The organism is Leucobacter chromiiresistens (assembly GCF_900102345.1).
GTDB lineage: Bacteria > Actinomycetota > Actinomycetes > Actinomycetales > Microbacteriaceae > Leucobacter > Leucobacter chromiiresistens.
Genome location: NZ_FNKB01000001.1, coordinates 1,128,471 through 1,153,683 on the forward strand (window position 1 = coordinate 1,128,471; position 25,213 = coordinate 1,153,683).

Genomic DNA, 25,213 nt, shown 5'->3' on the forward strand with positions numbered 1-25,213 from the left:
GTTGCGGATGTTTCTCAATTTTTAAGCATATATGTGTTTTACACAAGTTCTGAGTTATTCTTTCTGCGGAACATCCCACGACGGGTCGGCAAGCGGCGAGGTCGCCTTCGATCGGTCTCTACCGAGAGTTGAGTCAACGACCGTGAACCCCCGAATCGAACGCAGGGCGGCGCGGCGCGGCCGCAGCCGGCGCGGCACCGATCCCCGTACCTCCGGCGCCGCAGCACCGGGCGCCGCAGCACCGGGCGCCGCAGCACCGGGCGCCGCAGCACCGGGCGCCGCAGCACCGGGCGCCGCAGCACCCGCCTCAGATGCGCCCCGGCCCGAGGACGAGCGCCTGCACTGGTCGAAGAACCTCGCCCACGGCATGCAGCACGTGCTCAGCATGTACGGCGGCATCATCGCGCCGCCGCTGATCATCGGCACCGCCGCGGGGCTGAGCAGCGCCGAGATCGGCGTGCTCATCGCCAGCTGCCTCTTCGTCGGCGGGCTCGCGACCATCCTGCAGTCGGTCGGTCTGCCGTTCTTCGGCAGTCAGCTGCCGCTCGTGCAGGGCACGTCGTTCGCCTCCGTGGCCACTCTCGTCGCCATCGTGGGCGGGGGCGGCGGAATGCCGGCCGTCTTCGGCGCCGTGCTCGGAGCCGCGCTCATCGGCCTGCTCATCGCCCCCTTCTTCGCCCGGATCGTGCGGTTCTTCCCCCCGGTGGTCACCGGGGTCGTGATCACCACGATCGGGGTCTCCCTCATCCCCGTCGCGGCGCGGTGGGCGATGGGCGGATCCGCGACGGCCGACGACTACGGCAGTGTCGGCAACATCGCGCTCGCCGCCGCCACGCTGCTCATCGCACTCGTGCTCTCGCGGGTGCGAGCCTTCGGCATCAATCGAATGGCGATCCTGCTCGGGCTCCTGCTGGGCACCCTGATCGCCGGCATCGCGGGCAAGACCGATTTCTCGTCCGTGGGCGACGGGGCCGTCTTCGCGTTTCCGAGCCCGTTCGCCTTCGGGCTGCCCGTGTTCGAGATCAGCGGCATCATCGCGATGGTCATCGTCGTGCTCGTCATCCTCACCGAGACGACCGCCGACATGCTCGCCGTGGCTCAGATCACCGGCTCCAAGGTCGACTCCCGCCGCATCGCCGACGGCCTGCGCGCCGACATGCTGTCGAGTGCCGTCGCGCCCGTGTTCAACACGTTCACGCAGAGCGCCTTCGCGCAGAACGTCGGGCTGGTCGCGATCTCGGGCGTGAAGAGCCGCTTCGTCGTGGCGACCGGCGGAGCGATCCTCGTGGTGCTCGGCCTGCTGCCGGTGCTCGGGCGCGTGATCGCCACGCTGCCGATGGCGGTGCTCGGCGGCGCGGGCATCCTGCTCTTCGGCACGGTCGCGGCCTCCGGCATCCGCACGCTCGGCAAGGTGGACTACGAGAACACCGGCAACTTCCTGATCGTCGCCGCCTCGCTCGCGGTCGGCTGCATCCCGGTGGTCGCGCCCGACTTCTTCGACGCCTTCCCCACCTGGTTCAGCACCATCTTCCACTCGGGCATCAGTTCGGCGGCGATCACCGCGGTCGTGCTCAACCTGCTCTTCACCGAGGTCGGGCGCCGGCGCAGGCACGCCGAGCGCGAGCGTTTCGCCTGAACCCGAGGGAATCATCGGCGTCGAATCCCTCGGTCTCGCGGCGACCCCTCGGTCTCGGCGTGCCGGCGTCGGCGTCGGCGCCGGCGTCGGCGCCGTCACGCCGATCGGGGCGCGGGCGACACGTGCTCCGACCGGGCGCGAGCGTTCGCGCGCAGCCTCAGAAGTCGCCCTTCTTGTAGTACCTGCGAATCGTGAGGTCGTGGTCGCGCACCCGCTCGAGGTGCGTGCTGAGCCGCTCGAGCACCGCGGCCAGCACGATCGGCGAGACGAGGGCGCGCACGCGGTCGCTCAGGCCTGCGAGCGCGAAATCGCGGGTGTCGATGATGCGGACCTTGCGGGTGACGGTGCGGGCGAAGCGCTCGACGCGATCGGTGAGCGGCCGCTGCTCGTCTTCGCCGGCGAGGATGAACACGCTCGTGTCGGCCTCGAGCAGTTCGAGGGTGCCGTGGAAGAAGTCGGAGGCGTGCACCGGGCGCGTCCAGATCCACTGCATCTCCTCGAGGATGCACATGCCGTAGTACATCGCCTCGTACCACGAGCCGCCCGCGCCGGTGATGATGTGGTGCTGCTCGTCCGCGATCTCGGCCGCCAGCGCCTCCGCTCGCGGCTCGAATGCGCGCTTCGCGTCGACCAGCAGTTCGGGCAGGGCGGCGAGCTCGGCGACGACGGCCTCGTAGTCGTCGATCTCGCCTCTCGCATCCATGACGCCGAGTGCGAGGAGCAGCGACTGCAGGCCGAAGTTCTCGCTGGAGGTCGGGTCGGCGCAGTGGTTCGAGAACGAGATGTCGGCGAGCTCGGCGACGGGCGTGCCGGGGTCTGCGGTGAGGCCGAGTACGGTGGCCCCCCGCGTTTGCGCGAATCGGATTGCGGCGAGCGCCTCCTTGGTGGTGCCCGAGACCGAGGGGAAGACGGCGAGCGACTGCGGCCCGAGGTGCGCGCTGCCGGAGTGGACGATCTCTGCGCTCATCTCGATGTGCACGGGCAGGGAGGATCGGGTCTGCAGCAGGCGCGCCGCCGGCAGCATGAGGAAGTTGACTCCGCCCGCCCCCATGAAGAAGAGGTTGCCGCCGCCGGCGTCGAGCCAGGAGCGGGCGGTGTCGCGGAGGGCGGGGGCGAGGGCCACGGCCCCGCGCTGCACGGCGAGGTACGCCTCGGGATCGAACTTCAGCATCATTGCTCCTGTCTGTGTGCGACACTCATTGTCTGACAACTATCGTAAAGAGCAGACAACCCCGGTGCAAGGGCCGGTTCTGCCGGCGATCGGTGCACCGTCGCTATGCTGGGCGGCAGGAGCGCCGGCCGGGCAGAGGCGCGTATGCATCGAGGCGCAGGAGGCGGAACGCTGTCTGACACATCCACGGACCCCGCGGGGCGCGAGAGCGCGGTCGACCGGGCGCGCAGGCGGATCACCGCGATCGTCGAACAGCTCGACCTGCGCCCGGGCGACCGGCTGCCCACCGAAGCCGCCCTGACCGAGCGCCTGCAGACCTCGCGGTCCACCGTGCGCGAGGCCTTCCGCCAGCTTGAGCAGAGCGGCCTCGTCGTCGCGGTGCAGGGGCAGGGGCGCTTCCTCTCCGCGACGGGCGGGCTGCGCGTCGAGCGGCCCATGACGCAGTACGAGAGCATCACCGAGGTGCTCACCGCGCGCGGGTACCGCGTGACCAGCGCCGTGCTCAGCGTCGCCGAGGCGGCCGCCGAGCCCGAGGCCGCCGCCGCCCTCGAGATCGAGGTGGGCGCGCCCGTCATCCGACTCGTCCGCATCCGCTTCGGCGACGACCGCCCGCTCGTGGTGAGCGAGAACACGGTGCCGCGCGAGCTGCTCCCCGGCCCCATCGCGCACCGCGACTGGGGCGGCTCGCTGACGGCCGCGCTCGCCGCGCACGGCGAGTACGTGCAGACCGCGCTCGCCACGGTGTCTGCGGTGGATCTGCCGGCCGAGTGGGAGGAGCCGCACAACCTCGCCGGCATGGGGCCGTGGCTGCTCGTCACCGAAGTGGGGCTCAGCATCACCGGCCGACGCGTGCTGCACGCGAAGGACTACCACCGCGGCAGCGAGATCTCGTTCACCGTGCTGCGACAGCGCTGACGGCGGCGCGGAGCCCCCGCCTCAGCGGCGCTGCGGCGGCGCCGAGCGTGCCGCCTCAGCGCTGGTCGGGGGCGGGTGCGACGGAGGCGCGCTCGACGAACTCGGCTGCGAGTTCGCGCTGCACGGCGTGCGACGCCTCGCCGGCGGCGTCGATGCGGCTGAGCAGCAGCTCCGCCGCCTGCCTGCCGAGTTCGAGCATGGGCTGCCGCACCATGGTCAGCGGCGGGTTCATGACGGCCGCCCACGAGCTGTCGTCGAAGCCGATGATGGAGACCTGCTGCGGAATCGAGAGCCCGGCGTCGCGCAGTGCGTGCAGCGCTCCGGTGAGCGCGTCGGTCTCCGTGCAGAAGAACGCCGTCGGCGCCGCGTCGAGCGCGATCATGCGAGTGACCGCCTCGTACGCGCGCGCCTCGGTCTTCTCGCCGAGCATGACGTGGTCGAGGTCGAGGGGGAGCGCGGCATCGTCGAGCGCGTCGAGGTAGCCCGCGAGGCGCTCGCCGTCCGACCAGAGGTTGCGCCGCGCGGCCTCGACGAGTTCGCGCCGGTACTCGATGCGGCCCGCGACGGGCGGACCCCAGATGAAGCCGATGCGGGTGTGGCCGGCGCGGATGAGCTCGGAGGTGGCGTGGCGGGCCGCGGCGCGGTTGTCGATCACGACGGCGTCGAGGTCGAGCCCGGGGATGAGGCGGTCGAGGAGGACGAGGGGGATGCCCTGCTCGTTCGGGAGCTGCAGGTGCGCGGTGGAGTCGGCGGCGCAGGCGGCCGAGGAGAGGATGATGCCGTCGACGCGCTTGTCGACGAGCACGTTGACGGCGCTGATCTCCTCATCGAGGTGCTCCGCGGTGCTGAGCACCAGGGCGTCGAATCCCCGCGCGCTGGCGACCTCCGAGATGCCGAGTGCGACGCCGCCGAAGAACGGGTTCGAGATGTCGGCGACGACGACGCCGATCGTGTGGCTCACCCCGGTCGACACGCTCCGGGCGAGCTGGTTGGTGCGGTAGCCGAGCTCATCGGCGGCGGCGAGCACCCGATCCCGCATCTCGGCGCTGACGTAGCCGTACCCGCCGAGGGTGCGGGCGGCGGTGGCCCGCCCCACTCCGGCGGCCGCTGCGACCTCCGAGATGGTCGGGGCGGAAGGGCGAGGCTTGCCCACGGTCTACCTCCTCGATGCCGGAGCCTCCAGTTTAGAGCCCGCGCGGGGCGGCCGCCTCGGGGGCGGTGTACCGGCGCAGCTCGTCTGCGGGGATCGCGCGGCCCCCGCCGAATGCGGATTCCACGAAGCACTGCTCGCGCGACGAGCGGTGGCCGGCGCTCAGCGCCGCGAGCAGGTCTTCGGCGCCCGGTCGGCGCCGGCGGCTCCACCCGCGGCGGAGCAGCTCGACGGCGAACCCGGCGACGAATGCGTCGCCGCACCCCATGGTGTCGACGATCGAGGCGGGGTCCGCGATGAGGAGGGTGTCGGCGTGCACGCGATGCGCGCCGTCGGTTGCGATGGCGCCGTCCGTTCCCCGTGTGGCGAGGGCGATGCCGGCGCCCGCGGCGAGCGCCGCGTCGAGCAGGCGATGGGTCTCCTCGACGCTCTGCTCGGAGCACGAGAGGAGGGCGAGGTCGAGGTGGGGGGCGACGCGCGCGAGGTAAGCATCGGTGCGGAACTCGGGCTCCGATGAGAAGTCGAAGCTGACGAGTGCGTCCGTCTCCCGCAGCCGCGCCAGCTCGGGTTCGGTGCGCGAGTAGACGCTCGAGTGCACGAGGTCGAAGCCCGCCGCGTAGGCGAGGCGGCCGTCGTCGAGATCGATGGGCTCCCGCACCGTGATGCCGCCGTCGTTCCATTCGAGGAAGACGCGCTCGCCGTCGACGACGTTGAGGGTCGAGATGCCGGTCTCGCCGTGTCGCACGACGCAGTGCGCATCGTCGACGCCCGCCGCGGCCACCGCCGCGCGCAGGAAGCCGGCGAGCGGATCGTCGCCGAAGACCCCCAGATATCCGGCGGTCGCGCCGAGGCGGCGGGCGTAGACGGCGACGTTGACCGCGTTGCCGCCGGGGTAGTCGAGTCGACGGTCGAGAAAGCGGTCGACGATGTTGTCGCCGAAGCCGAGGATCTTCACGGGCGTTCCTCTCAAGCGCGAAGTCGGTGCGCGACGGGCGTCGCGCACCGGGGGAGGGGCGGCCGGATGCTCGCGTCGGTCGCGCGACGCGAGCACCCGGCCGTTGCGGGGCTCGGGGGCTCAGTACTCCATGACGCGGTAGTAGCGGCGGAGGTCGAGCGAGTGATTGCGCACGCGCTCGAGGTGCTTGCTGAAGCGGCCGACCGCGATGTCGAGCACGATGGGTGCGATGAGCGCGCGGTTCTCGGGGCTGAAGCCGGCGAGTTCGTAGTTGCGGTTGTCGAGCACCGTGACGTCGTTCGAGATGCGCTTGGCGAAGGCTTCGGCGCGATCGGTGAGGGGCCGCGTCTCGTCCTCCCCCTGGAAGATCAGCACGGGAGTGTCGGCTTCGAGCAGTTCGAGCGATCCGTGGAAGAACTCCGAGGCGTTGACGCGCGTGGTGCGGAGCCACTGCATCTCCTCGAGCACGCACATCGAGTAGAGGTAGGTGAGGCCCCACAGCGGGCCGCCGCCGATGAGGAAGTAGTAGTCGGAATCCGCGTGCGCCTCCGCGAAGGCGCTCGCCTGATCCTCGGTCGCCTTCGCGGCCTCGATCACGGCGTCGGGGAGGTGCACGAGCTCGTCGGCGAGCGAGGTGTAGCCGTCGAACTCGCCGCGGGCGTGCATGATGCGGCCGACGAGCAGCAGCAGCTGCGGGTCGAAGGGCCACGTCTTCGGGGCGCAGACGAGTGCGTGGTCGACGTTCTGCGCGATGGGGGAGTCGGCGATGCCGGTGAAGGCGACGGTGGTGGCGCCCTTGCTCGTGACGTAGTCGATGGCGAGCAGCACGTCCTCGGTGGTGCCCGATGCGGAGGCGAAGACGGCGAGGGTGCCGGTGCCGAGCCAGGCGTCGCCCGATTCGATGAGCTCGCGGGAGATCGCGGCGCGCACGGGGAGCTTCGAGTGGCGGCGGGCGAGGTACTCGTACGGCCACATCTGGGCGTAGGTGCCGCCCGAGCCGATGAGGAGCACGTTGTCGATGTTCTCGAGCTGATCGACGAGCGCTTCGATCTGCGGGCGCAGCGCGACCGCACTGCTGAGCTGCTCGCGGAGTTCTTCCTCGTTGAAACCGAGCATGGTGATTGTCCTTTCGTGGCGGTCGAGTGCTCCGGTCTGATACCGGTATCACGTCCGAGTATCGTGACACGGCTGCGTCGCGGCCGTCAATACGGAATCGCGTCCGATCGTCGATTTCGCCTACAAATACGGAGGAGATTCGCGACAGGCCTTGCGGTGCCGCCCCCGTTCGGTCACAATACTTTTCAGGCAGGTGGGACCGGTATCAGGCTTCGCGAAATCGCAGCCTCCCGGCGCCGAACACCACACCTGGCGGGCCGTCGCGCACCTGCGGCGCTCTCGAAGAGGAGGGCATGAATATGCAACGGAAGACAAGATCGGTCATCGTGCTGGCCGCAGCGGCGACCATCGCGCTGAGCGGCTGCGCGGGCGGCGGAGGCGGCGGCGAAGCCGTCGACGTCACCGCCGAGCCCGAGTACTCGGGCACGCTCAGCGTGCTCACCAAGTTCGCCGGCGAACCGCTCGAACCCTACTTCCTCGACATCGCGGAGGAGTACCAGAAGCTCCACCCCGACGTCGAGATCGAGTTCATCCAGGAGACCGACCAGTCGGTCAAGGACAAGACGAAGACGCTGACGGCCTCGGGCGCGCTGCCCGACATCTACTTCACCTGGGCCGGCACCTGGGCGCAGAACTTCGTCGAGGGCGGGCTCGCCGCAGACCTCACCGACGTGATCGCGCCCGACACCGAATGGGGCGCGACATTCGGCGAGGCCTCGCTCGACGCCTTCAAGTTCGGCGACCAGTACTACGGAGTGCCGCTCTACAACAACGGCAAGTTCATGGGCTACAACACCGCGGCGTTCGCGGAGGCGGGCGTCGAGGTGCCGACCACGTTCGAAGAGCTCATCGACACCTGCGGCCCGCTGCGCGACGCCGGCTACGAGCCCATCGCGTTCGGCAACAAAGACGGCTGGCCCGCCCTGCACTACCTGCAGCAGCTCTTCGGCTACAACGTGCCCGCCGACACGCTGCACGCCGACTTCGACCCCGCGACCGCGGAGTGGAGCGACCCCGGCTACATCGAGTCGCTCGAGCAGTTCGACCGGCTGGTCTCCGAGTGCACCGACTCCGGCCGCGGCACCAACGGCGTGCTCTACACCACCGCGCAGGAGGCGCTCTCGGGCGGCCGTGCCGCCATGTACTACCAGGAGATCCTCGAATTCGACACCGTCACCGCCGAGGGCGCCGAGCTCACCCCCGAGAACTTCGGCATCTTCAAGCTGCCGGTGCCCGAGGGCGCCCAGGGCGACGCCGACGCGATCCAGGGATCCCCCGAGGGGTACCTCATCAACGCCAAGTCGCCGCGCGCGCCGCTCGCCGTCGACTTCATGCAGTTCGTGACCGAGGAGGCCAACGCAAAGACGCTCTCGTCACCTCCCTACGGGCAGCCGAGCACCGTGGTGGGCGCCGTGACCGAGGAGACCTCGAGCGCCGCCGTCTTCAGCGGCATCGAGCAGGTCAACGACGCATCGCAGCTGGTGGTGTGGCTCGACACCGTCACCGTTCCCGAGGTCGCCGACGCCTGGCTCGCCGGCGGCGAGGCGCTCATCAGCGGCGACTCGACCCCCGATGAGATTCTCGCCAGCGTGCAGAACGCGAACTCGATGGCGCAGTGATCAGGAACGGGGCGGTCGAGCCCGCAGTGCTCGACCGCCCCGCCCGATCCCGAACGAACAGGACCTGATATGCAAACGCGCCTCGCATCGCTCCGCGGGCTGCTGTGGCTGGCTCCGGCGATCCTCATCCTCATCGCATTCGTCTACCTCCCGCTCGTGCAGAACTTCGGGTTCGCGACGAGCGAGTGGGACATCTACTCCGGCACCCAGGAGTTCGTCGGAGCGAAGAACTTCGAGAAGCTGCTGCACGACCCGGTCTTCTGGCGCTCGCTCGGCAACAACCTGCTCTACGCGCTCATGTCGATCGTCTTCCAGGTCGGCGGGGCCCTCGTCATCGCCGCGATGGTGGAGAGCGTCAGAAACGCACGCGTGCGCAATTCGCTGCGGGTGATCTACTTCATCCCCTCGGCGATCTCGATCACCGTCTCCGGCCTCCTCTTCTACTTCATCTACGAGCCGAACATCGGCATGCTCAACAGCGCGCTCGGCTTCTTCGGGCTCGACGCCCTGGCCCAGCCGTGGCTCGGGCAGGAGAGCACGGCGATGCTCGGGATCATCGCGATGAGCCAGTGGCAGGGGTTCGGCTATTCCGCCCTCCTCTTCACGGTCGCGATCCAGCGCATCCCGTCCGAGCTGTACGAGGCGGCCCAACTCGACGGCGTGGGGCCCTTCCGCCGCTTCTTCACGATCACGCTGCCCCTCGTCCGCGAGATGTCGGGCCTCATGATGATCGTCACGATCTCGGGGGCGTTCCAGGTGTTCAACGAGGTGATGGTGATGACGAGCGGCGGGCCGAACAACTCGACGCAGGTGCTCGGCACCTGGCTCTACCGCAACGGGTTCGTGCGCAACGACTTCGGATACGCGGCGGCGATCGCCGTCGTGATCTTCGTGCTCTCGCTCGGCATCGGCCTCGCGCAGCTGTGGTACACGCGGAAACGGAGGGTCGAGGTATGAGTACTGAGACTGCAGTGCTGCTGACGGTGCGCCCGCAGCGGCCGCGCATCGGCAAGGCGGGGTTCCTCGGGATCATCGGGCGCGTCTTCGCCTGGTCGTTCCTCATCGGGCTCGCCGTGATCGTGATCTACCCGCTGCTGTGGATGATCTTCAACGGGTTCAAGACCAACACCGAGCTCTTCGGCAACCCGTTCGCGCTCCCGCAGCAGTGGAGCTGGGAGAACTACGCGAACGCGTGGAACCGCGGGGTGAGCGACTTCCTCACGACGAGCCTGCTCGTCACGGTCGTGTCGACGATCACCACGGTGCTCGTGAGCGCCTGGGCGGCGTACGGCCTCACGCGGGTGCGGATCCCGTTCAGCGCGCTCTGGTCGGGCATCATCCTCGGCGGGCTCATGCTCGCCCCGGCGGTCGCGCTGGTGCCCCTCGTCAAGATGTTCCAGGCGCTCGGGCTGTACAACACGTTCTGGGCGCTGATGGTGCTCTACACCGCGTTCCGCATCCCCTTCACCACGTTCCTGATCCGCTCGTACATGATCGACCTGCCGATGGAGGTCGACGAGGCCGCCCAGATCGACGGGGCGAGCCGCTGGACGACGTTCTGGCGGATCATCCTGCCCATGTGCAAGCCCATCCTCGTCTCGACGGTGCTGCTGCACGTGCTCTTCGCGTGGAACGAGTACCTCTTCGCGATGGTGTTCACGAGCAGCGTCGGTGCGCAGACGCTGCCGGTCGGCCTGACGAGCCTCATGAGCAAGCACGGCACCGACTACCCCGTGGTCTTCGCGGGCATGGTGATCGCGGCGGTGCCGGTCGTCGTGCTCTTCCTCGTCTGCCAGCGCTACTTCGTGAAGGGCCTCGCCGACGGGGTCGGGAAGTGAGGGGGCGCGCCATGACGATCGAGCTCGCCCGGGTCGCCGGATCCAACTTCTCGTATCAGCACCACCCGCTCGAGCGGTGCTTCGACGACCTCGCGACCCTCGGCCGCGCCGCCGTCGAGCTGTGGGGCATCGCCCCGCACCTGCACGTGCCGTGGGCGAGCGACGACGACGCCCGCCGGGTGCGCCGTACTGCTTCGGAGCGCGGGCTCGACATCGTCTGCTTCACGCCCGAGCAGGTGATGTACCCCGTGAACATCGCCTCGCCCGATCGCCGGTTGCGCGCCGAGAGCATCGCGATGTTCCGTCGCGCGGCCGAGCTGGCCGTCGAACTCGGCTCGCCGAAGCTGTTCCTGACGCCCGGGCGAGGGTTCGAGAGCGAGCCGCGCGAGGCGGCGTGGCGTCGGTCGGTCGACGCGATCGGGGAGATCGCCGGCCGCGCGGCGGCGCTCGGGGTCGAGTGCCTGCTCGAACCGCTGCAGCGCGTGGAGTCGAATCTCGTGAACACGGCCCGCGACGCCGCCCGGGCGCTCGCCGACATCGGGGCGTCGAACCTGGGCGTCGCGCTCGACACCGTCGCGATGTCGGCGGCGGGGGAGACCGTCGACGAGACCTTCGCCGTGCTCGGCGACCGGGTGCGGCACGTGCACCTCATCGACGGCTCGCCCACGGGCCACCTCGCCTGGGGCGACGGATCGCTCGATCTGCGGGGCATTCTCGCCTCCCTCGATCGGCACGGCTACCCGGGGTGGATGACGGTCGAGCTCTTCGGCGACGGGAGCTACGCTCTGGACCCCCGCCCCGCGCTCGCGCGGTCGCTCGCCGCGATCGAGGCGGCGCTGCCGTCGCCCGCGCGCTGATCCGCCCGTGCGCCGGCGCGCTGCCGGCGCGCTGCCCGCGCGCTGCCGGCGCTGCCCGCACGCCCCGCCGCCCCGACGCCCGCGCCGACGCCCCGACGCCCGCGCCGACGCCCCGACGCCCGCGCCGACGCCCCGACGCGGCGAGACCGAGGGGTCGCCGCGAGACCGAGGGATTCGGCGCCGAAGATTCCCTCGGTCTCAGACGAAACGCTCGCGCTCGGCGAGATCTGAGTGTTCCGAGCGATCCGCGAGCTCTGAGTGCTCGGCGAGATCTGAGCGCTCGGCGAGTTCGTCCTCCTCGGGCTTCGGATCGCGGGCGTCGGCGTACGCGAACGCGAGGGCGGCGATGGCGAGCGCGAACGCGAGGATGCCGAGGGGGTTGCAGAGCGCGAGCGACATCTCCACGGAGAAGTCGGATCCCGAGGCCAGGCTCAGCACGGAGACGAGATCGTCGCCCACGCGATCCGGAACCGTCAGCCCGAAACCGACGGCGCTGAGCCATGCCAGGATCAGCGAGACGATCGTGCTGCGACTCGTGCGCCGCCCACGCGCCGCCGTCACCCGCAGCCGGTGCGCCAGCCACAGCTGCAGCCCGGCGAACACGAACCCGATCGTCGGCACGTACCACCAGGTCAGACTGCCGCCGATGCCGAACGGCCAGCGGCCGACCGACATCCACAGCGCCAGCACCACTCCGACGACCACCACGATCGGGCTCCGCACACCTGCTCCTCATCCGTCCGCCCCGCTTCCGGCTGCGGACCCGCCCGGGCGCACGATTCGCGCCCACCAGATTTCACTTTAGGCGGTCAACAGTGCTATTCTCTAACGGTTGTCATCGCACGGTGGCCGCGCCCCGATAGCTCAGTGGTAGAGCACTTCCATGGTAAGGAAGGGGTCGCCAGTTCAATCCTGGCTCGGGGCTCTGACTCTGCTGGTCTTCCGATCAGGTTTGGCTGAGTAGCTCAGCTGGTTAGAGCGCACGACTCATAATCGTGAGGTCGCGGGATCGAGCCCCGCCTCAGCTACCAGAGTCACGAAGAAACCCCCTCCTGCGAGGGGGTTTCTTCGCGTTCGGGGCCGGTCGTGCGGTCGGGCCGGCGGGCGGCGGGTCCGGCCGCTGCGCGGCCGCACCGGCACCGCGGCACCGCTGCGCCGCCGCGGCGCAGTCGCAAAGCCGCCGCCCGGCCGCACCGCCGCCCGGCCGCACCGCCGCCGCGGTCAGTCGTCGATGTCGACCAGCTGACTGGTGAACGCGTCGACGACGGCCTCGCGGTCGGTGCTCGCGAACTCGAACTGGTAGACGAGCCGGCCGTCGGAGAAGCCGAGCTTCCAGCTGCCGACCGGCTCGTCGATCTCGGCGGTCGCCGAGACCATCGCCTCAGCGACGGGCACGACGTCGGACAGCGAGATGGCGGGGTCGGGTACCTCGTCGTGCTCAATGCGCTCGGTGCGCTGGTCGAGCACCGACCCGTCTGCGGCGTCGACGTCGACGTCGACCTCCTCGGTCGCGGTGATGATCTCGACGCGGTAGACGAGGCGCGAGCGGCGCGGGGTGAGCTCGATCGACTGCAGGTCGCCGGGGGCGGCGTGCAGCGCGGCGTCCGCCGCCTCCTGCGGCGCGATGTCGGGCACGAACTCCCGAAGGTCGGGGTGCGACGGGGTGGTCTGCGGCGACTCGTCGGCGGTCGACGACGAGTCGCCGGGCGACGCTGTCGAATCGGGGGCCGCGCTCGTGGCGGTCGGTTCGGTGGGCGCCGTGTCGCCGCTGGTGTCGCCGCAGCCGGTGAGCATGAGGCCGGCGGCGAGAACGGCGGGGATCGCGAGGGCGATCGAGACGGACGTGAATGGTCGACGGTGCATGAGGGGCTCGATTCCTGATTCGGTCGTGACGAGGTGGGTGCAGGGCTGCGCGTGTGCCTGCGCATCCGCAATTGTGAGCCGTGATCCGCGTCCGTACGCGCCTTTCCGCGTTTTTACGTATGCGAGCGAGCGTTTTTAGGTAGTGCGGGCCGGGTTGCGCAGTGGATCGAGCCTCGATACGCATGCGGGGCCCATACGAAATCGGCGGCGCCGGGCGCAAGCCGATGGTTCGGCGGGGTCGCGATCGGTAGCCTCGATCGCAATGCACACGAGGTGCGCAATGCGTACGAGGCGCGCAGCGCGCACGAGTCGCACCGCGCACGCGGGGCCGACGCGCGAGAGAGGGGCGGAGATATGACGGTGATCGGGTACCACGCGTCGCACGAGCAGCACGCTCCGAGCGAGCTGCTCGAGGCGGTGCAGCTCGCCGAGCGGGCCGGCTTCGAGGCGGCGATGTGCTCCGATCACCTCGCGCCGTGGACGCGGCGGCAGGGCGAGTCGGGGTTCGCGTGGAGCTGGCTGGGCGCGGCGCTCGCCACCACCTCGCTGAGCTTCGGCATTGTGAATGCGGTCGGTCAGCGCTACCACCCGGTCATCGTGGCGCAGGCGATCGCGACGCTCGCCGAGATGTTCCCGAACCGCTTCTGGGCGTCCCTCGGCAGCGGAGAGGCGCTCAACGAGCACGTCACCGGCGACCCCTGGCCAGAGAAGCCCGCGCGGCAGCGGCGATTGCGCGAGTGCGTCGACGTGATCCGCCGACTGCTCGACGGTGAGCAGGTGCACGAGCCGGAGGGTCTCGTCAGCGTGCACCGGGCGCGCATCTGGAGCCGCCCCGCGGAGCGCGTGCCGCTGCTCGGCGCGGCCGCGAGCGCCGACACGGCGGAGTGGGTCGCGGGGTGGGCGGACGGCCTGATCACCGTCGCATCCACGCCCGAGGAGACGCGGGCCATGCTCGAGCGGTACCGTGCGGCGGGCGGCGCCGGCAGTGCCCGCCTGCAGGTGCACGTGAGCCTCGGCGAGACGGCGGAGCAGGCGGTGCGCGAAGCGGCGGATCAGTGGGCGCACAGCACCGTGCCGGGCGAGCTCATGTGGGAGCTCCCCGAACCCGAGGACTACGAGGCGGCCGCGCGGGTGTCGGAGGAGGCGCTCGGGCGCGAGGTGGTGATCTCCCATTCCGCGGTCGACCTGGCCGAGCGGATCGCGGAGCTCGCCGCCGGCTTCGATCACGTCTACCTGCACCACGTCGGCCCCGACCAGCAGACGTTTCTGCGGCGGTGCGAAGCCGAACTGCTGCCCGAACTCCGGAGGATCCTGTGACCGCACCGAAATTCGACGTCGAACCGTGGGGCCTCAGCACGGGCGGGCTGGATGCGGCGCAGCTCGCGCACGAGGAGTCGGTGTTCGGGCTCTCGAACGGGCATGTGGGCTGGCGCGGCAATCTCGACGAGGGGGATCCGCGGGGGCTCGCGGGCAGCTACCTGAACGGCGTGTTCGAGGAACACCCGATGCCGTACGCGGAGGACGGCTACGGCTACCCCGAGACGGGCCAGAGCGTGATCAACGTGCCGAACGGGCAGATCATCAGGCTGCAGGTGAACGGCGAGCCCTTCACGGTGCGCCACGGCGCGGTCGACGGCCACGTGCGGCGGCTCGACTTCCGCGCCGGCACGCTGCAGCGCAGCCTCACCTGGACGACGCCCTCGGGGGATGCTGTTGAGATCCGCTCCACGCGGCTGGTGTCGTTCGAGCACCGCTCGATCGCGGCCGTGCGCTACTCGGTGCGAGCGGTGGCGTCGCCCGTCGAGGTCGTCGTCGAGTCGGAGGTGCGCGCGAACGAGCCGCTGCCGACGGAGCACGGCGATCCACGGGTGCAGGATCTGCTGGCGCGGCCGCTGGTCGGTCTCGCCGGCGAGGCGGCGGGGGCGTCGGCCGTCGTCGTGCACCGCACGCGGGAGAGCGGGTTGACGGTCGCGACGGCGATGGATCACGTGCTCATGGGGGAGGACGCGCCCGATGGGCCGAGCGCCTCCGTGAGCTCCCGCGCCGAGGGCGATGTCGCCCGGACCACGATCCGGGCGTCGCTGGGGGCGGGGGAGGCCCTCGAGTTCGTGAAGTTCGTTGGTCACGAGTGGTCGGGGCGGGCCTCGGTCGCGGCGCTGCAGCAGCAGGCGGTGTCGGGTGTGGCGGCCGCGGTGCGCGACGGCTGGGGCGGCATCGCGGCCGCGCAGCGCCGACACCTCGACGCGTTCTGGAGCTCCGCCGACGTGCGCGTCGAGGGGGAGCCGCGCCTGCAGCAGGCGGTGCGCTTCGCGCTATTCCAGACCCATCAGGCCTCGGCGCGGCTGGAGCTGCGCTCGATCCCGGGCAAGGGGCTCACGGGGTCGGGCTACGAGGGGCACACGTTCTGGGATTTCGAGGCCTTCGTGCTGCCGGTGCTCATCTCGACATCGCCGCGCGCCGCGGAGCAGGCGCTGCGCTGGCGCTACGCGACGCTCGATCATGCCCGCGATCGTGCGAAGCTGCTGCGTCTCGAGGGCGCCGCGTTCGCCTGGCGCACGATCGACGGCCGCGAGAGCTCGGGGTACTGGCCGGCCAGCACGGCGGCGTTCCACGTCAACGCCGACATCGCGGTGGCCGTGACGCAGTACGTGCGCGCGACGGGCGACACCGATTTCGAGCGGGAGTGCGGTATCGAGATGCTGATGGAGACGGCGCGCCTGTGGCTCTCGCTCGGCCGCCGCGATGAGCGCGGCGCCTTCCACATCGACGGCGTCACGGGGCCCGACGAGTACTCCGCCGTGATGAACGACAACGTGTACACCAACCTCATGGTGCAGCTGAACCTGCGGGGCGCCGCGGCGTCGGCTCGCGCCCATGCCGATGTCGCCGATCGCCTCGGCATCGCGGCGGAGGAGGTCTCGGCTTGGGAGGCGGCGGCCGACGCGATGCACATCCCGTTCGACTCGGCCCGGGGCGTGCACCCGCAGGCGGCGGGCTACACGGATCTGGCGCGGTGGGACTTCGAGTCGACGCACCCCGAGCAGTACCTGCTGCACGACCACTTCCCCTACTTCGATCTGTACCGCAAGCAGGTCGTGAAGCAGGCCGATCTCGTGCTCGCCCTGTTCTTCGCGCACGAGGCGTTCACGTTCGCGGAGAAGGATCGCGCGTTCGCCTACTACGAGGCGATCACAGTGCGCGACTCCTCGCTCTCCGCAGCGGCCCAGGCGGTGGTGGCCGCGGAGGTGGGGCATCTCGACCTCGCGTACGACTATCTCGCGGAGGTGGCGACGCTCGATCTCGACGACCTGCACGGCAACACGGAGGAGGGGCTGCACGTGGCCGCGCTGGGCGGCGTCTGGCTGGCGCTCGTCTGCGGTTTCGGCGGGTTGCGCGACAGCTCCTCGGGGTTCGGGTTCGCGCCGCGGCTCCCCTCGCGGCTGAGCCGCCTGACGTTCGCGGTGCGCGTGCACGGCTCGGTGGTGGAGCTCGAGATCGCGCCGACCGAGACGACGTACCGGCTGCGCGAGGGCGACGCGGTGCGCTTCCGGCACTTCGGGGAGGAGGTCGCGCTGGGGCCGGATCGCGCCCTGCGCCTGCCGACCCCGGCGCAGCCGGCGGCGAGCGCGACGCCCGTGCAGCCGCGCAGCCGGGCGCCGCGCCCGGCCGGCCGGGCGCTCGGGGAGCAGTGACCGGCGGGTGAGGCTTCCGCGACCGGGCGGGTTCGGAGTGTAGGTGCCCGCGCGCCCGCCTTCAAGGCCGTCGCGCGCTCGGCCCGCACGCCCCAGATTGGAGGTGCAGCTTCGCTGCGGACGAATCCGACGACTGAGGGGAGAGCGCACGCGATGACCACAGGAAGAGATCTCCGGAACGCATTGCAGACGCCCGGGCCGTGGACGACGGCGTATACGGATGGAACGAGCGACGAGCCGCAGTCGGTGGAGGAGGCGCGGGAGGGGCGGTCGCTGCGTCGACTGGCCGATGCGGGCGCCCCCGAGGGCGACGTGGCCGTGATCCGCGAGGCGCTGCGCGAGCGCAACGGAGCCGCCGACCCGACCACGCGCTTCCTGCTGGTGCGCGACGGGCGCATCGTCGTGCACGAGGAGTTCGCGGGGCCACGGCACGGTCCGGAGGTGCTCGCGCACGGCCCGCTCCCGGTGCTCGTGCCCCTGCTGCGGCACCGGGGCCGCATGCTCCGCTACCTCGTCGTCGAGACCTCCCGCGACGGCGCCGACGTCTGCCTCGAGACCGCGGGGCAGCGCGAGGCGGAGTCGTCGGAGAGCGTCGAGGGGCGCACCGATGCGCTGCCGAAGGTGCAGGCCGGCGGGTGGTCGCAGCCGCGCTGGCAGCGCCACTCGGAGGAGATCTGGAAGCACACGCAGTCCGAGGTCGCCGAGGTGGTGGATCGCCTCACGCGCGAAGCCGCGCCCGCGTTCATCGCGCTGGCGGGCGACGTGCGGGCGCGTCAGCTGCTCCGCGATCAGCTCGCCCCCGAGAGCGCGAGCCTCGTGGTCGAGGTCGACGCGAACACCCGCGCCGACGGTGCGGGGGATGCCGCGCTGCGGCACGCGATCGAGCAGGCGCTCGACGGCGCGCTCGCGCGCGACCTCGCCGGGGCGATCGACGCTTCGCACGCGGAGGGCGGCCGCCTGCGGGCCGACGGCGCCGAGGCCGTCGTCGCGGCGCTGCAGCAGGCGCAGGTGGCCGAGCTCTTCCTCGACGCGCGCCTGATCGCAGCGCCCGCCGCCGCCGACGCCGACGACGCCGATGCGCCGGGCGCGCTCGTCGCGCTCGATGCGGAGCCGTGGATCGCGGCCGACGGGGAGGCGTTCGACGCGGCGGGCGAGGTCGCCCGCCAGCCGCTCGCCGAGGCTCTCGCGCGCGCCGCAGTGCTCACCGATGCGCGGGTGCGCATCTGCGAGGACGAACCGCAGGCGCCCGACGCGGCGCGGGAGGAGCGCGATGCGCAGCCTCCGTTCGCGCTGCTGCGCTGGGAGCGCGGCGCCCCGGGAGATACGCAGGTGCAGGGAGACGGGAGGTCGTTCGCATGAGCGGAGGAGTGGAGCGGGGCACGGTGGCGGATGCGATCGTCGACCGGTTGGCGAAGTGGGGCGTCGAGCGCCTCTACGGATACTCGGGCGACGGCAACAATCCGCTGCTCGGGGCGCTCGGCCGGGCCACGGCGGCGCCGCGGTTCGTCCAGGCGAGGCACGAGGAGAGCGCGGCGTTCATGGCCGTCGGCGACGCGAAGTACACGGGCGGCGTCGGCGTGGTCACGTCGACGCAGGGCCCCGGCGCTATCCACCTGCTCAACGGGCTCTACGACGCGAAGCTCGACAGCGTTCCGGTCGTCGCCCTGGTCGCGCAGCAGCACCGCAGCGTGCTCGGCTCCGACTACCAGCAGGAGGTGGATCTACAGACGCTCTTCCACGATGTCGCGGCGCCGTTCGTGCAGCTCGTGAGCTCGCCCGAGCAGATCTATCTGGCGCTCGATCGCGCCTTCCGCTCCGCGCTGGCGCGGAAGCAGCCCACCGTCGTGATCCTGCCGCACGACGTGCAGGACGCCCCGGCCCCGGAGCTCGGTCAGGAGCACGGCCACGTCGTCACGGCCCCGCTCGCCGCGCGGGGCGTGCCGCGGCCGCTCTCCGAGGATCTCGATGCGGCGGTCGACGTGCTCGCGGCGGGCGAGCGCATCGCGATCCTCGCCGGCCGCGGCGTGGCGCATGCGCGCGCGGAGGTGCAGCGTCTCGCGGATCACCTCGGCGCCGCGCTCACCACCAGTCTGCTCGGCAAGCCCTACGTCGACGAGCGGCTGCCCCTGTCGGCCGGAACGATGGGGCATCTCGGCACCGACGCGTCCGCGTACGCGATGGAGCACTGCGACACGCTGCTGATCGTCGGCTCGAACGATCCGTGGACGGAGTTCTACCCCGCACCCGGCCAGGCCCGAGCGGTGCAGATCGACATCGATCCCGCGGTGATCGCGAACCGCTACCCGGTGGAGGTGGGGCTCGTCGGCGATGCCCGCGACACGCTCGAAGCGCTGCTCGCCCGGCTCGACGCGCGCGGCGCGACGCCGTGGCGCGAGAGCGTCGAGCGGAGCGTGCAGGAGTGGCGCGACACCGCCCGCCTGCGCTCCGAGGTCGCCGCTCCGCCGCTGAACCCGGAGCTCATGGTGCGCGAGTTCGGTGCGAGGCTCGCGCCCGAGGTGCGCCTCGCGAGCGACGTGGGCAGCTGCGTCTACCACTACGCGCGGCAGATCCGGCTGCCCGGTTCGCTGCAGGCCCACCTGTCGAGCACGCTGGCGAGCATGGGGTGCGGGGTGCCGTACGGGATCGCCGCGAAGGAGTCGGACTCGGAACGCCCGGTGGCGGTGCTCGCCGGCGATGGCGCCATGCAGATGCTCGGCAACGCCGAGCTCATCACGGTGGCGCAGCGCTGGAGCACATGGGTGAACCCGCAGTTCGTCGTGCTCGTGCTGCAGAATCGCGATCTCGCCGAGGTGAGCTGGGAGCAGCGCGAGATGGGGGCGCAGCCGCGGTTCGTGCCGTCGCAGCGGTTGCCCGAGTTCGGCTACGCCGAATACGCGAAGCTGCTCGGTCTGCACGGCATCCGCGTCGACGCCGCCGAGCAGCTGCCCGCGGCGCTCGACGAGGCGTTCGCCGCCGAGCGGCCGGTCGTCGTCGAGGCGATCGTGTCGCAGCACGTGCCGCTGCTGCCGCCGTTCCCCGGGGCGCGGCAGAAGCTGAGCCCCATGCGGGAGGGCCTGCACGCCGAGGGCGAGCGCGGCGAGGAGGCGCTGCGTCTGCTCGAGGAGTACGAGCGGATCGCGGCGCGCCCGCGGGAGTGACGCGCGGCCGCGCCGCCGCCCCATTGCATCGAACGATCACCGGGCGCAACCCTCCTGCGCCCGGGGCGGGCGGACCGATAGACAGTCAGCGACGGACGACGGAAGGGACCTGCGTGCACCAGAGCAACACGAGCGCGACCAGCGAGAGCGAACTGCACATCACGAACCCGAGCGACGGCACCAGCGTCGGAAGCGCCGCGATCACGAGCGAGCGGGAGATCCGCGCACTCGTGCAGGGTGCCCGCGAGGCCTTCCCGGCCTGGCGCGCCACGGCGCCGGCGCAGCGCGGCCAGGCGCTGCGTGCGGCGGCGCGCGCCCTCGCCGAGCACGAGGGCGAGGTCGCCGATCTGCACCATCGCGAGACCGGCCGCGACCTGGAGGGCGCCCTCGGGGGCGTGCGGGCGGCCGTCGACACGCTGCTGCAGTACTCCGAGCTCGCGCCGGTGCACCGCGGGCGCAGCCTGCTGGGGCCCGGAACCGCGCTCGACGTCATGCGCCCCGAGCCGAGGGGTGTCGCCGCGATCGTCACGCCGTGGAACGATCCCGTCGCGGTGAGCGCCGGTCTCATCGGCGCCGCGCTGGCGATGGGCAACACCGTCGTGCACAAGCCGAGCGAGCGGTGCCCGCACCTGGGTGCCCTGCTGGGGGCCGTGCTCGGCGAGCACCTGCCCGCCGGCGTGCTCGCCACGGTGACGGGCGGCGCCCGCGAGGGGGAGATGCTCGTCGCCTCGACGGAGATCGATCTCGTCGCGCACGTGGGTTCCACGCACGCGGGCGAGCGGATCGCGCGCAGCGTCGCACTCACGGGCGCGCACCTGGTGCGCGAGAACGGCGGCAACGACGCGCTCATCGTCGACGCGGGCGTGCCCGTGCAGTGGGCCGCCGAGCAGGCGGCGATCGGCGCCTTCACGAACAGCGGCCAGATCTGCACGTCGGTGGAGCGGATCTTCGTGCACCGGGATGTGGCCGAGGCGTTCATCGACGCGCTCGCCGCAGAGGCGGAGCGCTGGACGGCGGAGGGGCGCGTGGTGCCGCTCGTCGATGAGCGGATGCGCGAGTCCGTGCACGACCAGGTGCGGGCCGCGGTGGATCGGGGCGCCCGGGCGCTCGTGGGCGGTGCCGTGCCGGAGGGGGCGGGGAGCGCGTACCCGGCGACGGTGCTCGTGGACGTCACGCCCGAGATGACGGTGATGCGCGAGGAGACGTTCGGGCCGGTCGCCCCCGTGATGGTCGTCGCCGACTTCGCGGAGGCGCTGGAGCGCGCGTCCGCCGACGAGTACGGGCTGTCGGCGTCGGTGCTGACCCCTCGGCTCGATCACGCGCACGAGGCGATCGACCGCTTGGCGGTGGGCACCGTCAAGATCAATCACGTCTTCGGCGGCGCACCGGGCGGAGCGGCGCAGCCGCGCGGCCGGAGCGGCGCGGGGTTCGGGTACGGGCCGGAGCTGCTCGACGAGATGTCGACGATGAAGGTGGCCCATCTGGAGGCCATTCCCGGCATGGAGTGAGCCGGAGGGCCCTCCCGAGACGATCGAGCCCCGAGCGGTGCATCCGGTTCCCCATCGGGGTCGGGTGCGCCGCTCGGGGCGCGGTCGTGCGTATCGCCGGGCTGGCTACTTCAGCGCGTCCTTGCCCTTCTCGGCGGCCTGCTTGAGGTCTGCCTTCGCCTGATCGGCGCGGCCCTCGGCCTCGAGCTTCTCGTTGCCCGTCGCCTTGCCGACCGTCTCCTTGGCCTTGCCCGTGAATTCTTCGGCCGCGTTCTTGATCTTGTCGTCGAGTCCCACGATGTTCCCCTTTCGTCGGTTGGATCGAGCACGAGCTCGAGCGCGATGCCGTCATCACGTTCCAACAATTACTTTGTAACACACTAACTGTGTAATTCACAGTGCAATCGGGGTCGGCGCGGCGCGCGGCTGGGACGGCTGCCAGGATCGGCCATAGATCAGATCTATGCTGAGGGGAGCAGGTTTGACGGGAGGAATCCACATGAACAGCACTGACGCACCTGGAGGCGGAAGCACCTCGACGGCAGCCGGGTACCGGCCCACGGGGCGCCGGGAGACGAAGCCGGCCGCAGCCACCTCGGTGCACTTCGCGCCGGGCGCGCGGGTGCCGAATGCGACTCCCGCGACGCAAGACGGGCCCGAGCACACGACGGAGCCCTTCGCCTACGACGCGATCCTGCTCTCCGGGTTCGGCGGGCCGGAGGGGCAGGACGACGTGCTCCCCTTCCTGCGCAACGTGACCCGCGGCCGCGGCATCCCCGACGAGCGTCTGGAGGAGGTGGCGCACCACTACCGCCACTTCGGCGGCGTCAGCCCCATCAACGATCACAACCGCGAGCTGCTCGCGGCGCTCCGCGCCCGGCTCCAGGAGGCGGGCATCGACCTGCCGGTCTACTGGGGCAATCGCAACTGGGCGCCCTACCTCGACGAGGCGCTCGAGCAGGCCGCCGCCGACGGGGTGCGCACGATGCTCGCGATCCCGACCAGTGCGTACTCGTCGTACTCCTCGTGCCGCCAGTACCGGGAGGACTGGGCGGATGCTCTCGAGAGCGCCGGTCTGCAGCAGACCCTGAGCATCGACAAGGTGCGTCAGTTCTTCTCGCACCCCGGATTCCTGCAGCCGTTCGTCGAGGGCGTGCGCGCCGGCGTCGCGCAGGCGCTCGCAGCCGGCCACGGCGCCGAGCAGGTCGAGATCATGTTCACGACGCACAGCATCCCGACGGCGGATGCCGCGCTCTCGGGCGCGGGGCTCTTCGCCGACACCGAGGGCGGCGGGTACGCCGCGCAGCACCTGGCCGCCGCGGCCGAGATCATCGAGCAGGCCGCACCCGAGATCTCCTGGCAGCTCGTGTACCAGTCGCGCTCGGGCCCGCCCTCGCAGCCGTGGCTCGAGCCCGACATCAACGACGCGATCGGCGAGCTCGAGGGCCGATCCGCGGTGGTGATCGTGCCGCTCGGCTTCGTGAGCGACCACATGGAGGTCATGTGGGATCTCGACGAGGAGGCGACCGAGACGGCGACGGAGCGCGGCCTCTGGGTCACGCGCGTGCCCACTCCCGGAGTGCACCCCGCGTTCGTCGGGGCGCTCGTCGATCTCGTGCAGGAGCGCATCGAGGGCCGGCCCGCGAGCGAGCGCGCCAATGCCACCTCGATCGGGCCCTGGTTCGACGTGTGCAGGCCGGGGTGCTGCGAGAACCCGCGCCTCGGGTTCAAGCCGGCGATCGCGGGCCTGCAGCCCTGATCGCGCGGCCGCCGCGCCGGCCCATCGTGCGTGGGAAGGAGCGCCGTCGTGCTCGCTGAGGCGAGTGCGGCGGCGCTCCGCCGTATCCGCTGCCGTGTCGGCGATCGGCGCAAGTTTGGACGGCGTTTAAGATAGAATTAAAGTCAACTTCTGACCTTTCTCGGCGCGTCGCGCGACGTGCGCCCTACCATGTGTCACGCTACGTGGGGAGTCGGTGACGGCGACTTCGGTCCGTGGACCCGGAATTCGGGATCGCGGCGCCCGATCAATGGCGCACCGGCAGACCTCTGCGAGCCGCGCGCACGAGGGGAGACCAGCGTTGCAGTACCCGATGAGCCCGAGCGAGCTCGCCGAAGAACTCGGCCACAACCCGGGGGTGCACCCCGGGCACCGAGTCCGCAAGTTCTTGCGCCTGCGCTACCCCGACCACCCGAGTCACCAGCCCTGGCTGCTCGACAAGGAGATGGCCGACGCGGTGCGCGCGCACTTCGAGGTGCGCAATCACTTCGACCGCCGCGCCGGTCGCCGCCCGCGCCTGCTCGACCGCTGACGCACTGAAACGCGAACGCGCCGACGGGCGGAAGCGCACGCTCACGCGCGGACGCGCTCACGTGCAGGCACGCTGAAGCGCCGTCGTGCGGGGCGCGTTCGCGCCCTACGCGACGTCGTTGAGCGCCGCCGTGAGGCTGGCGAGCACGCGACTCGTCGTCTCGGCGTCTGCACGAGAGATGCTGTTCGCCGCCGAGATCAGCGCCGCATGGTGCTCCTCGAACGCCGCATCGACCTCGTTGATCGCGACTCCCGTCGGCTTCAGGAAGCGCGCGCGGCGATCGGTCGGGTGCGGGTCGCGCGTCACCAGCGACTTCTTCACCAGGCGATCGATGACGTTGGTGACGTTCGCGCTCGAGGTGTTCAGCATGGTGATGAGGTCTTTGGGGCTGATCGGCTGCCCGCTGCGGTCGGCCTGCACGATGTAGCGCAGCGCCCGCAGATCCTGACTGTGCAGCCCCGAGTGGTCGAGGGAGCGAGCCTCCTGGCGCTGCTGCGCCCCTCTGAGCTGCTGCATCGCGGTGATGAGCGATCGGGCGGACTCGGTGATGGGCTCGGCGGAGTACAGGTGCTCCTCTTCGCTGCTGACGATGTTCTTCACAACACTTCCTTACCGCGCCTGAGATTGGCCCCCCGACCAGTTTAGGTCAGATTTTAATACAGTTCGCGACAAGTACAGGATGCGCAAGAATCGGTTCGCGCGCCGTAGGGATCGCGGCCCTCAGCTCTCCGTGCGCACCTTGAACCAGAAGACGAGCTCGCGCGCGGCTCGCGCAGTCGTCGCATCGTCGGCGCCCCGCTCCAGATCCGTGAACGTGTCGCGGAACCCCTCGGGCACCGGCCCCGCGGTCGGGCGCATGCGCCGGTATCCCATCGTCCAACTGGAGAACTGCCGCTGCGCGATGGGCTCGTCGATGAGCACGCGCACGTCGGTGTGGCGCGCATCGGCCGAGATGTCGGCCATGAGCTCCGCGAGCCGCGGCTCGGGGCCCTCGAGGAACTGCACGAAGCTGCCGTCGCGGTACGACAGCATGCCGGTGATACCCAGCGCTGCGTTCCGGGCGCGCGCCTGCTGCAGCAGCGCGTCGAGCTCGTCGTCGGTGAACGGGCGGGCGGCGACGCTCGTGTAGACCACCGAACGCACCGTCTCCGCGCCCGCTTCGGGCGTCGCAGTCATGCCGTCCACGTCACGCAGCTCCGTCCTGCTCGAGCACGGGCACCGCGCCGTCGCGCAGCGCCGCCATCGCGCCGTCGAGTTCCGCGAACTGCCCGATGGGGCGCGAGAACTGGTTGCAGACCACATACATGCCCGACGACTCGACATCGATGAACCCGAGGAATTCGCCATCGCGGCTCCCCACGAAGAAGTCGTCCTCGATCCGCGCCCAGGTGATCGCACCCGGCAGACCGCTCGTAGTGACGCTCATTGCTTGCCTTTCACAGATGCC

The 25,213-nt window shown here is 70.9% G+C and carries 23 protein-coding genes and 2 tRNA genes; 15 read left to right on the forward strand and 10 right to left on the reverse strand.

All coding sequences use genetic code 11. The features are described 5' to 3' along the window. Positions 1-337 precede the first annotated feature (337 nt). Positions 338-1,636, forward strand: a complete 1,299-nt coding sequence (locus BLT44_RS05255) for a nucleobase:cation symporter-2 family protein (protein WP_231291588.1) — start codon at positions 338-340, stop codon at positions 1,634-1,636. Between the two features lie 157 nt (positions 1,637-1,793). Here the strand turns inward: BLT44_RS05255 and BLT44_RS05260 are convergent, their stop codons facing one another. Continuing rightward, positions 1,794-2,810, reverse strand: a complete 1,017-nt coding sequence (locus tag BLT44_RS05260; protein WP_010155106.1) for an SIS domain-containing protein — start codon at positions 2,808-2,810, stop codon at positions 1,794-1,796. A gap of 141 nt (positions 2,811-2,951) precedes the next feature. Between BLT44_RS05260 and BLT44_RS05265 the strand changes: the two genes are divergently transcribed. Beyond that, positions 2,952-3,722: a GntR family transcriptional regulator gene (locus BLT44_RS05265; protein WP_010155105.1), complete on the forward strand. Its 771-nt coding sequence runs from the start codon at positions 2,952-2,954 to the stop codon at positions 3,720-3,722. 55 nt (positions 3,723-3,777) lie between these two features. On the opposite strand, the gene BLT44_RS05270 is transcribed toward BLT44_RS05265, so the two are convergent. The 3 genes from BLT44_RS05270 to BLT44_RS05280 all read right to left on the reverse strand — a co-directional run bounded on the left by BLT44_RS05270 (position 3,778) and on the right by BLT44_RS05280 (position 6,943). Then, positions 3,778-4,875, reverse strand: a complete 1,098-nt coding sequence (locus tag BLT44_RS05270) for a LacI family DNA-binding transcriptional regulator (protein ID WP_010155104.1) — start codon at positions 4,873-4,875, stop codon at positions 3,778-3,780. 31 nt (positions 4,876-4,906) lie between these two features. Further along, positions 4,907-5,827 carry a PfkB family carbohydrate kinase gene (locus BLT44_RS05275; RefSeq protein ID WP_010155103.1) on the reverse strand — a complete coding sequence of 307 codons (921 nt, stop codon included), beginning with the start codon at positions 5,825-5,827 and terminating at the stop codon, positions 4,907-4,909. 120 nt (positions 5,828-5,947) lie between these two features. Next, positions 5,948-6,943 carry an SIS domain-containing protein gene (locus BLT44_RS05280; RefSeq protein ID WP_010155102.1) on the reverse strand — a complete coding sequence of 332 codons (996 nt, stop codon included), beginning with the start codon at positions 6,941-6,943 and terminating at the stop codon, positions 5,948-5,950. Positions 6,944-7,236: 293 nt separating this feature from the next. On the opposite strand from BLT44_RS05280, the gene BLT44_RS05285 reads away from it, so the two are divergent. The 4 genes from BLT44_RS05285 (at position 7,237) to BLT44_RS05300 (ending at position 11,257) form a co-directional block, all read left to right on the forward strand. Continuing rightward, positions 7,237-8,562, forward strand: coding sequence for an ABC transporter substrate-binding protein (locus tag BLT44_RS05285; protein WP_231291482.1), 1,326 nt, complete (start codon positions 7,237-7,239; stop codon positions 8,560-8,562). 69 nt (positions 8,563-8,631) lie between these two features. Then, the gene (locus BLT44_RS05290; protein ID WP_010155099.1) at positions 8,632-9,519 is read left to right on the forward strand and encodes a carbohydrate ABC transporter permease; all 888 of its coding nucleotides are present in this window, start codon (positions 8,632-8,634) and stop codon (positions 9,517-9,519) included. Then, positions 9,516-10,400 carry a carbohydrate ABC transporter permease gene (locus BLT44_RS05295; protein WP_050803081.1) on the forward strand — a complete coding sequence of 295 codons (885 nt, stop codon included), beginning with the start codon at positions 9,516-9,518 and terminating at the stop codon, positions 10,398-10,400. Before BLT44_RS05290 ends, BLT44_RS05295 begins: the two co-directional genes overlap by 4 nt. A gap of 11 nt (positions 10,401-10,411) precedes the next feature. Further along, positions 10,412-11,257 carry a sugar phosphate isomerase/epimerase family protein gene (locus tag BLT44_RS05300; protein ID WP_010155097.1) on the forward strand — a complete coding sequence of 282 codons (846 nt, stop codon included), beginning with the start codon at positions 10,412-10,414 and terminating at the stop codon, positions 11,255-11,257. Between the two features lie 198 nt (positions 11,258-11,455). Here the strand turns inward: BLT44_RS05300 and BLT44_RS05305 are convergent, their stop codons facing one another. Next, on the reverse strand, positions 11,456-11,980 hold the full coding sequence (locus tag BLT44_RS05305; protein WP_176783270.1) for a hypothetical protein: 525 nt from the start codon (positions 11,978-11,980) through the stop codon (positions 11,456-11,458). A 130-nt stretch (positions 11,981-12,110) separates the two neighbouring features. Between BLT44_RS05305 and BLT44_RS05310 the strand changes: the two genes are divergently transcribed. Beyond that, positions 12,111-12,182 (forward strand) — tRNA-Thr (locus BLT44_RS05310). 29 nt (positions 12,183-12,211) lie between these two features. Then, positions 12,212-12,288, forward strand: a tRNA-Met gene (locus BLT44_RS05315). Between the two features lie 190 nt (positions 12,289-12,478). On the opposite strand, the gene BLT44_RS05320 is transcribed toward BLT44_RS05315, so the two are convergent. After that, positions 12,479-13,120 (reverse strand): PepSY domain-containing protein, encoded by a 642-nt coding sequence (locus tag BLT44_RS05320; protein ID WP_010155096.1) that lies wholly within the window; start codon positions 13,118-13,120, stop codon positions 12,479-12,481. Positions 13,121-13,474: 354 nt separating this feature from the next. Here BLT44_RS05320 and BLT44_RS05325 point away from each other — a divergent pair, with 354 nt between their 5' ends. The 5 genes from BLT44_RS05325 (at position 13,475) to BLT44_RS05345 (ending at position 21,478) form a co-directional block, all read left to right on the forward strand. After that, positions 13,475-14,437, forward strand: coding sequence for a TIGR03885 family FMN-dependent LLM class oxidoreductase (locus BLT44_RS05325; protein ID WP_029608057.1), 963 nt, complete (start codon positions 13,475-13,477; stop codon positions 14,435-14,437). After that, the gene (locus tag BLT44_RS05330) at positions 14,434-16,812 is read left to right on the forward strand and encodes a glycoside hydrolase family 65 protein (RefSeq protein WP_074689985.1); all 2,379 of its coding nucleotides are present in this window, start codon (positions 14,434-14,436) and stop codon (positions 16,810-16,812) included. Before BLT44_RS05325 ends, BLT44_RS05330 begins: the two co-directional genes overlap by 4 nt. 153 nt (positions 16,813-16,965) lie before the next feature. Further along, positions 16,966-18,171, forward strand: a complete 1,206-nt coding sequence (locus BLT44_RS05335) for a baeRF2 domain-containing protein (RefSeq protein WP_143025993.1) — start codon at positions 16,966-16,968, stop codon at positions 18,169-18,171. Further along, positions 18,168-19,970, forward strand: coding sequence for a thiamine pyrophosphate-requiring protein (locus tag BLT44_RS05340; protein WP_176783271.1), 1,803 nt, complete (start codon positions 18,168-18,170; stop codon positions 19,968-19,970). The genes BLT44_RS05335 and BLT44_RS05340 overlap by 4 nt, the downstream gene beginning before the upstream one ends. A 113-nt stretch (positions 19,971-20,083) precedes the next feature. Further along, positions 20,084-21,478, forward strand: coding sequence for an aldehyde dehydrogenase family protein (locus BLT44_RS05345; RefSeq protein WP_074689989.1), 1,395 nt, complete (start codon positions 20,084-20,086; stop codon positions 21,476-21,478). Positions 21,479-21,583: 105 nt separating this feature from the next. Here the strand turns inward: BLT44_RS05345 and BLT44_RS05350 are convergent, their stop codons facing one another. After that, positions 21,584-21,754, reverse strand: coding sequence for a CsbD family protein (locus tag BLT44_RS05350; RefSeq protein ID WP_010155088.1), 171 nt, complete (start codon positions 21,752-21,754; stop codon positions 21,584-21,586). 202 nt (positions 21,755-21,956) lie between these two features. Here BLT44_RS05350 and BLT44_RS05355 point away from each other — a divergent pair, with 202 nt between their 5' ends. Further along, positions 21,957-23,216 carry a ferrochelatase gene (locus BLT44_RS05355; RefSeq protein ID WP_010155087.1) on the forward strand — a complete coding sequence of 420 codons (1,260 nt, stop codon included), beginning with the start codon at positions 21,957-21,959 and terminating at the stop codon, positions 23,214-23,216. A gap of 331 nt (positions 23,217-23,547) precedes the next feature. Next, positions 23,548-23,766, forward strand: coding sequence for a hypothetical protein (locus BLT44_RS05360; protein ID WP_029608055.1), 219 nt, complete (start codon positions 23,548-23,550; stop codon positions 23,764-23,766). A gap of 105 nt (positions 23,767-23,871) precedes the next feature. Here BLT44_RS05360 and BLT44_RS05365 read toward each other — a convergent pair whose 3' ends face one another. The 3 genes from BLT44_RS05365 to BLT44_RS05375 form a co-directional block, all read right to left on the reverse strand. Beyond that, a complete protein-coding gene (locus BLT44_RS05365; protein ID WP_010155085.1) occupies positions 23,872-24,366 on the reverse strand; it encodes a MarR family winged helix-turn-helix transcriptional regulator in 495 nt (164 codons plus the stop codon). Positions 24,367-24,486: 120 nt separating this feature from the next. Further along, complete coding sequence (locus tag BLT44_RS05370; protein ID WP_029608054.1) at positions 24,487-24,942, reverse strand: BLUF domain-containing protein; 456 nt, start codon at positions 24,940-24,942, stop codon at positions 24,487-24,489. Positions 24,943-24,952: 10 nt separating this feature from the next. Further along, positions 24,953-25,192, reverse strand: coding sequence for a hypothetical protein (locus BLT44_RS05375; protein WP_010155082.1), 240 nt, complete (start codon positions 25,190-25,192; stop codon positions 24,953-24,955). Positions 25,193-25,213 lie beyond the last annotated feature (21 nt).

Excerpts from the sequence above, each read along its gene's own strand:
- BLT44_RS05265 (WP_010155105.1), top strand. The coding sequence starts at position 2,952 with ATGCATCGAGGCGCAGGAGGCGGAACGCTGTCTGACACATCCACGGAC.
- BLT44_RS05320 (WP_010155096.1), bottom strand. The coding sequence starts at position 13,120 with ATGCACCGTCGACCATTCACGTCCGTCTCGATCGCCCTCGCGATCCCC.
- BLT44_RS05280 (WP_010155102.1), bottom strand. The coding sequence starts at position 6,943 with ATGCTCGGTTTCAACGAGGAAGAACTCCGCGAGCAGCTCAGCAGTGCG.
- BLT44_RS05285 (WP_231291482.1), top strand. The coding sequence starts at position 7,237 with ATGAATATGCAACGGAAGACAAGATCGGTCATCGTGCTGGCCGCAGCG.
- BLT44_RS05325 (WP_029608057.1), top strand. The coding sequence starts at position 13,475 with ATGACGGTGATCGGGTACCACGCGTCGCACGAGCAGCACGCTCCGAGC.
- BLT44_RS05295 (WP_050803081.1), top strand. The coding sequence starts at position 9,516 with ATGAGTACTGAGACTGCAGTGCTGCTGACGGTGCGCCCGCAGCGGCCG.
- BLT44_RS05290 (WP_010155099.1), top strand. The coding sequence starts at position 8,632 with ATGCAAACGCGCCTCGCATCGCTCCGCGGGCTGCTGTGGCTGGCTCCG.
- BLT44_RS05260 (WP_010155106.1), bottom strand. The coding sequence starts at position 2,810 with ATGATGCTGAAGTTCGATCCCGAGGCGTACCTCGCCGTGCAGCGCGGG.
- BLT44_RS05370 (WP_029608054.1), bottom strand. The coding sequence starts at position 24,942 with ATGACTGCGACGCCCGAAGCGGGCGCGGAGACGGTGCGTTCGGTGGTC.
- BLT44_RS05375 (WP_010155082.1), bottom strand. The coding sequence starts at position 25,192 with ATGAGCGTCACTACGAGCGGTCTGCCGGGTGCGATCACCTGGGCGCGG.
- BLT44_RS05335 (WP_143025993.1), top strand. The coding sequence starts at position 16,966 with ATGACCACAGGAAGAGATCTCCGGAACGCATTGCAGACGCCCGGGCCG.
- BLT44_RS05355 (WP_010155087.1), top strand. The coding sequence starts at position 21,957 with ATGAACAGCACTGACGCACCTGGAGGCGGAAGCACCTCGACGGCAGCC.
- BLT44_RS05360 (WP_029608055.1), top strand. The coding sequence starts at position 23,548 with ATGAGCCCGAGCGAGCTCGCCGAAGAACTCGGCCACAACCCGGGGGTG.
- BLT44_RS05300 (WP_010155097.1), top strand. The coding sequence starts at position 10,412 with ATGACGATCGAGCTCGCCCGGGTCGCCGGATCCAACTTCTCGTATCAG.
- BLT44_RS05340 (WP_176783271.1), top strand. The coding sequence starts at position 18,168 with ATGAGCGGAGGAGTGGAGCGGGGCACGGTGGCGGATGCGATCGTCGAC.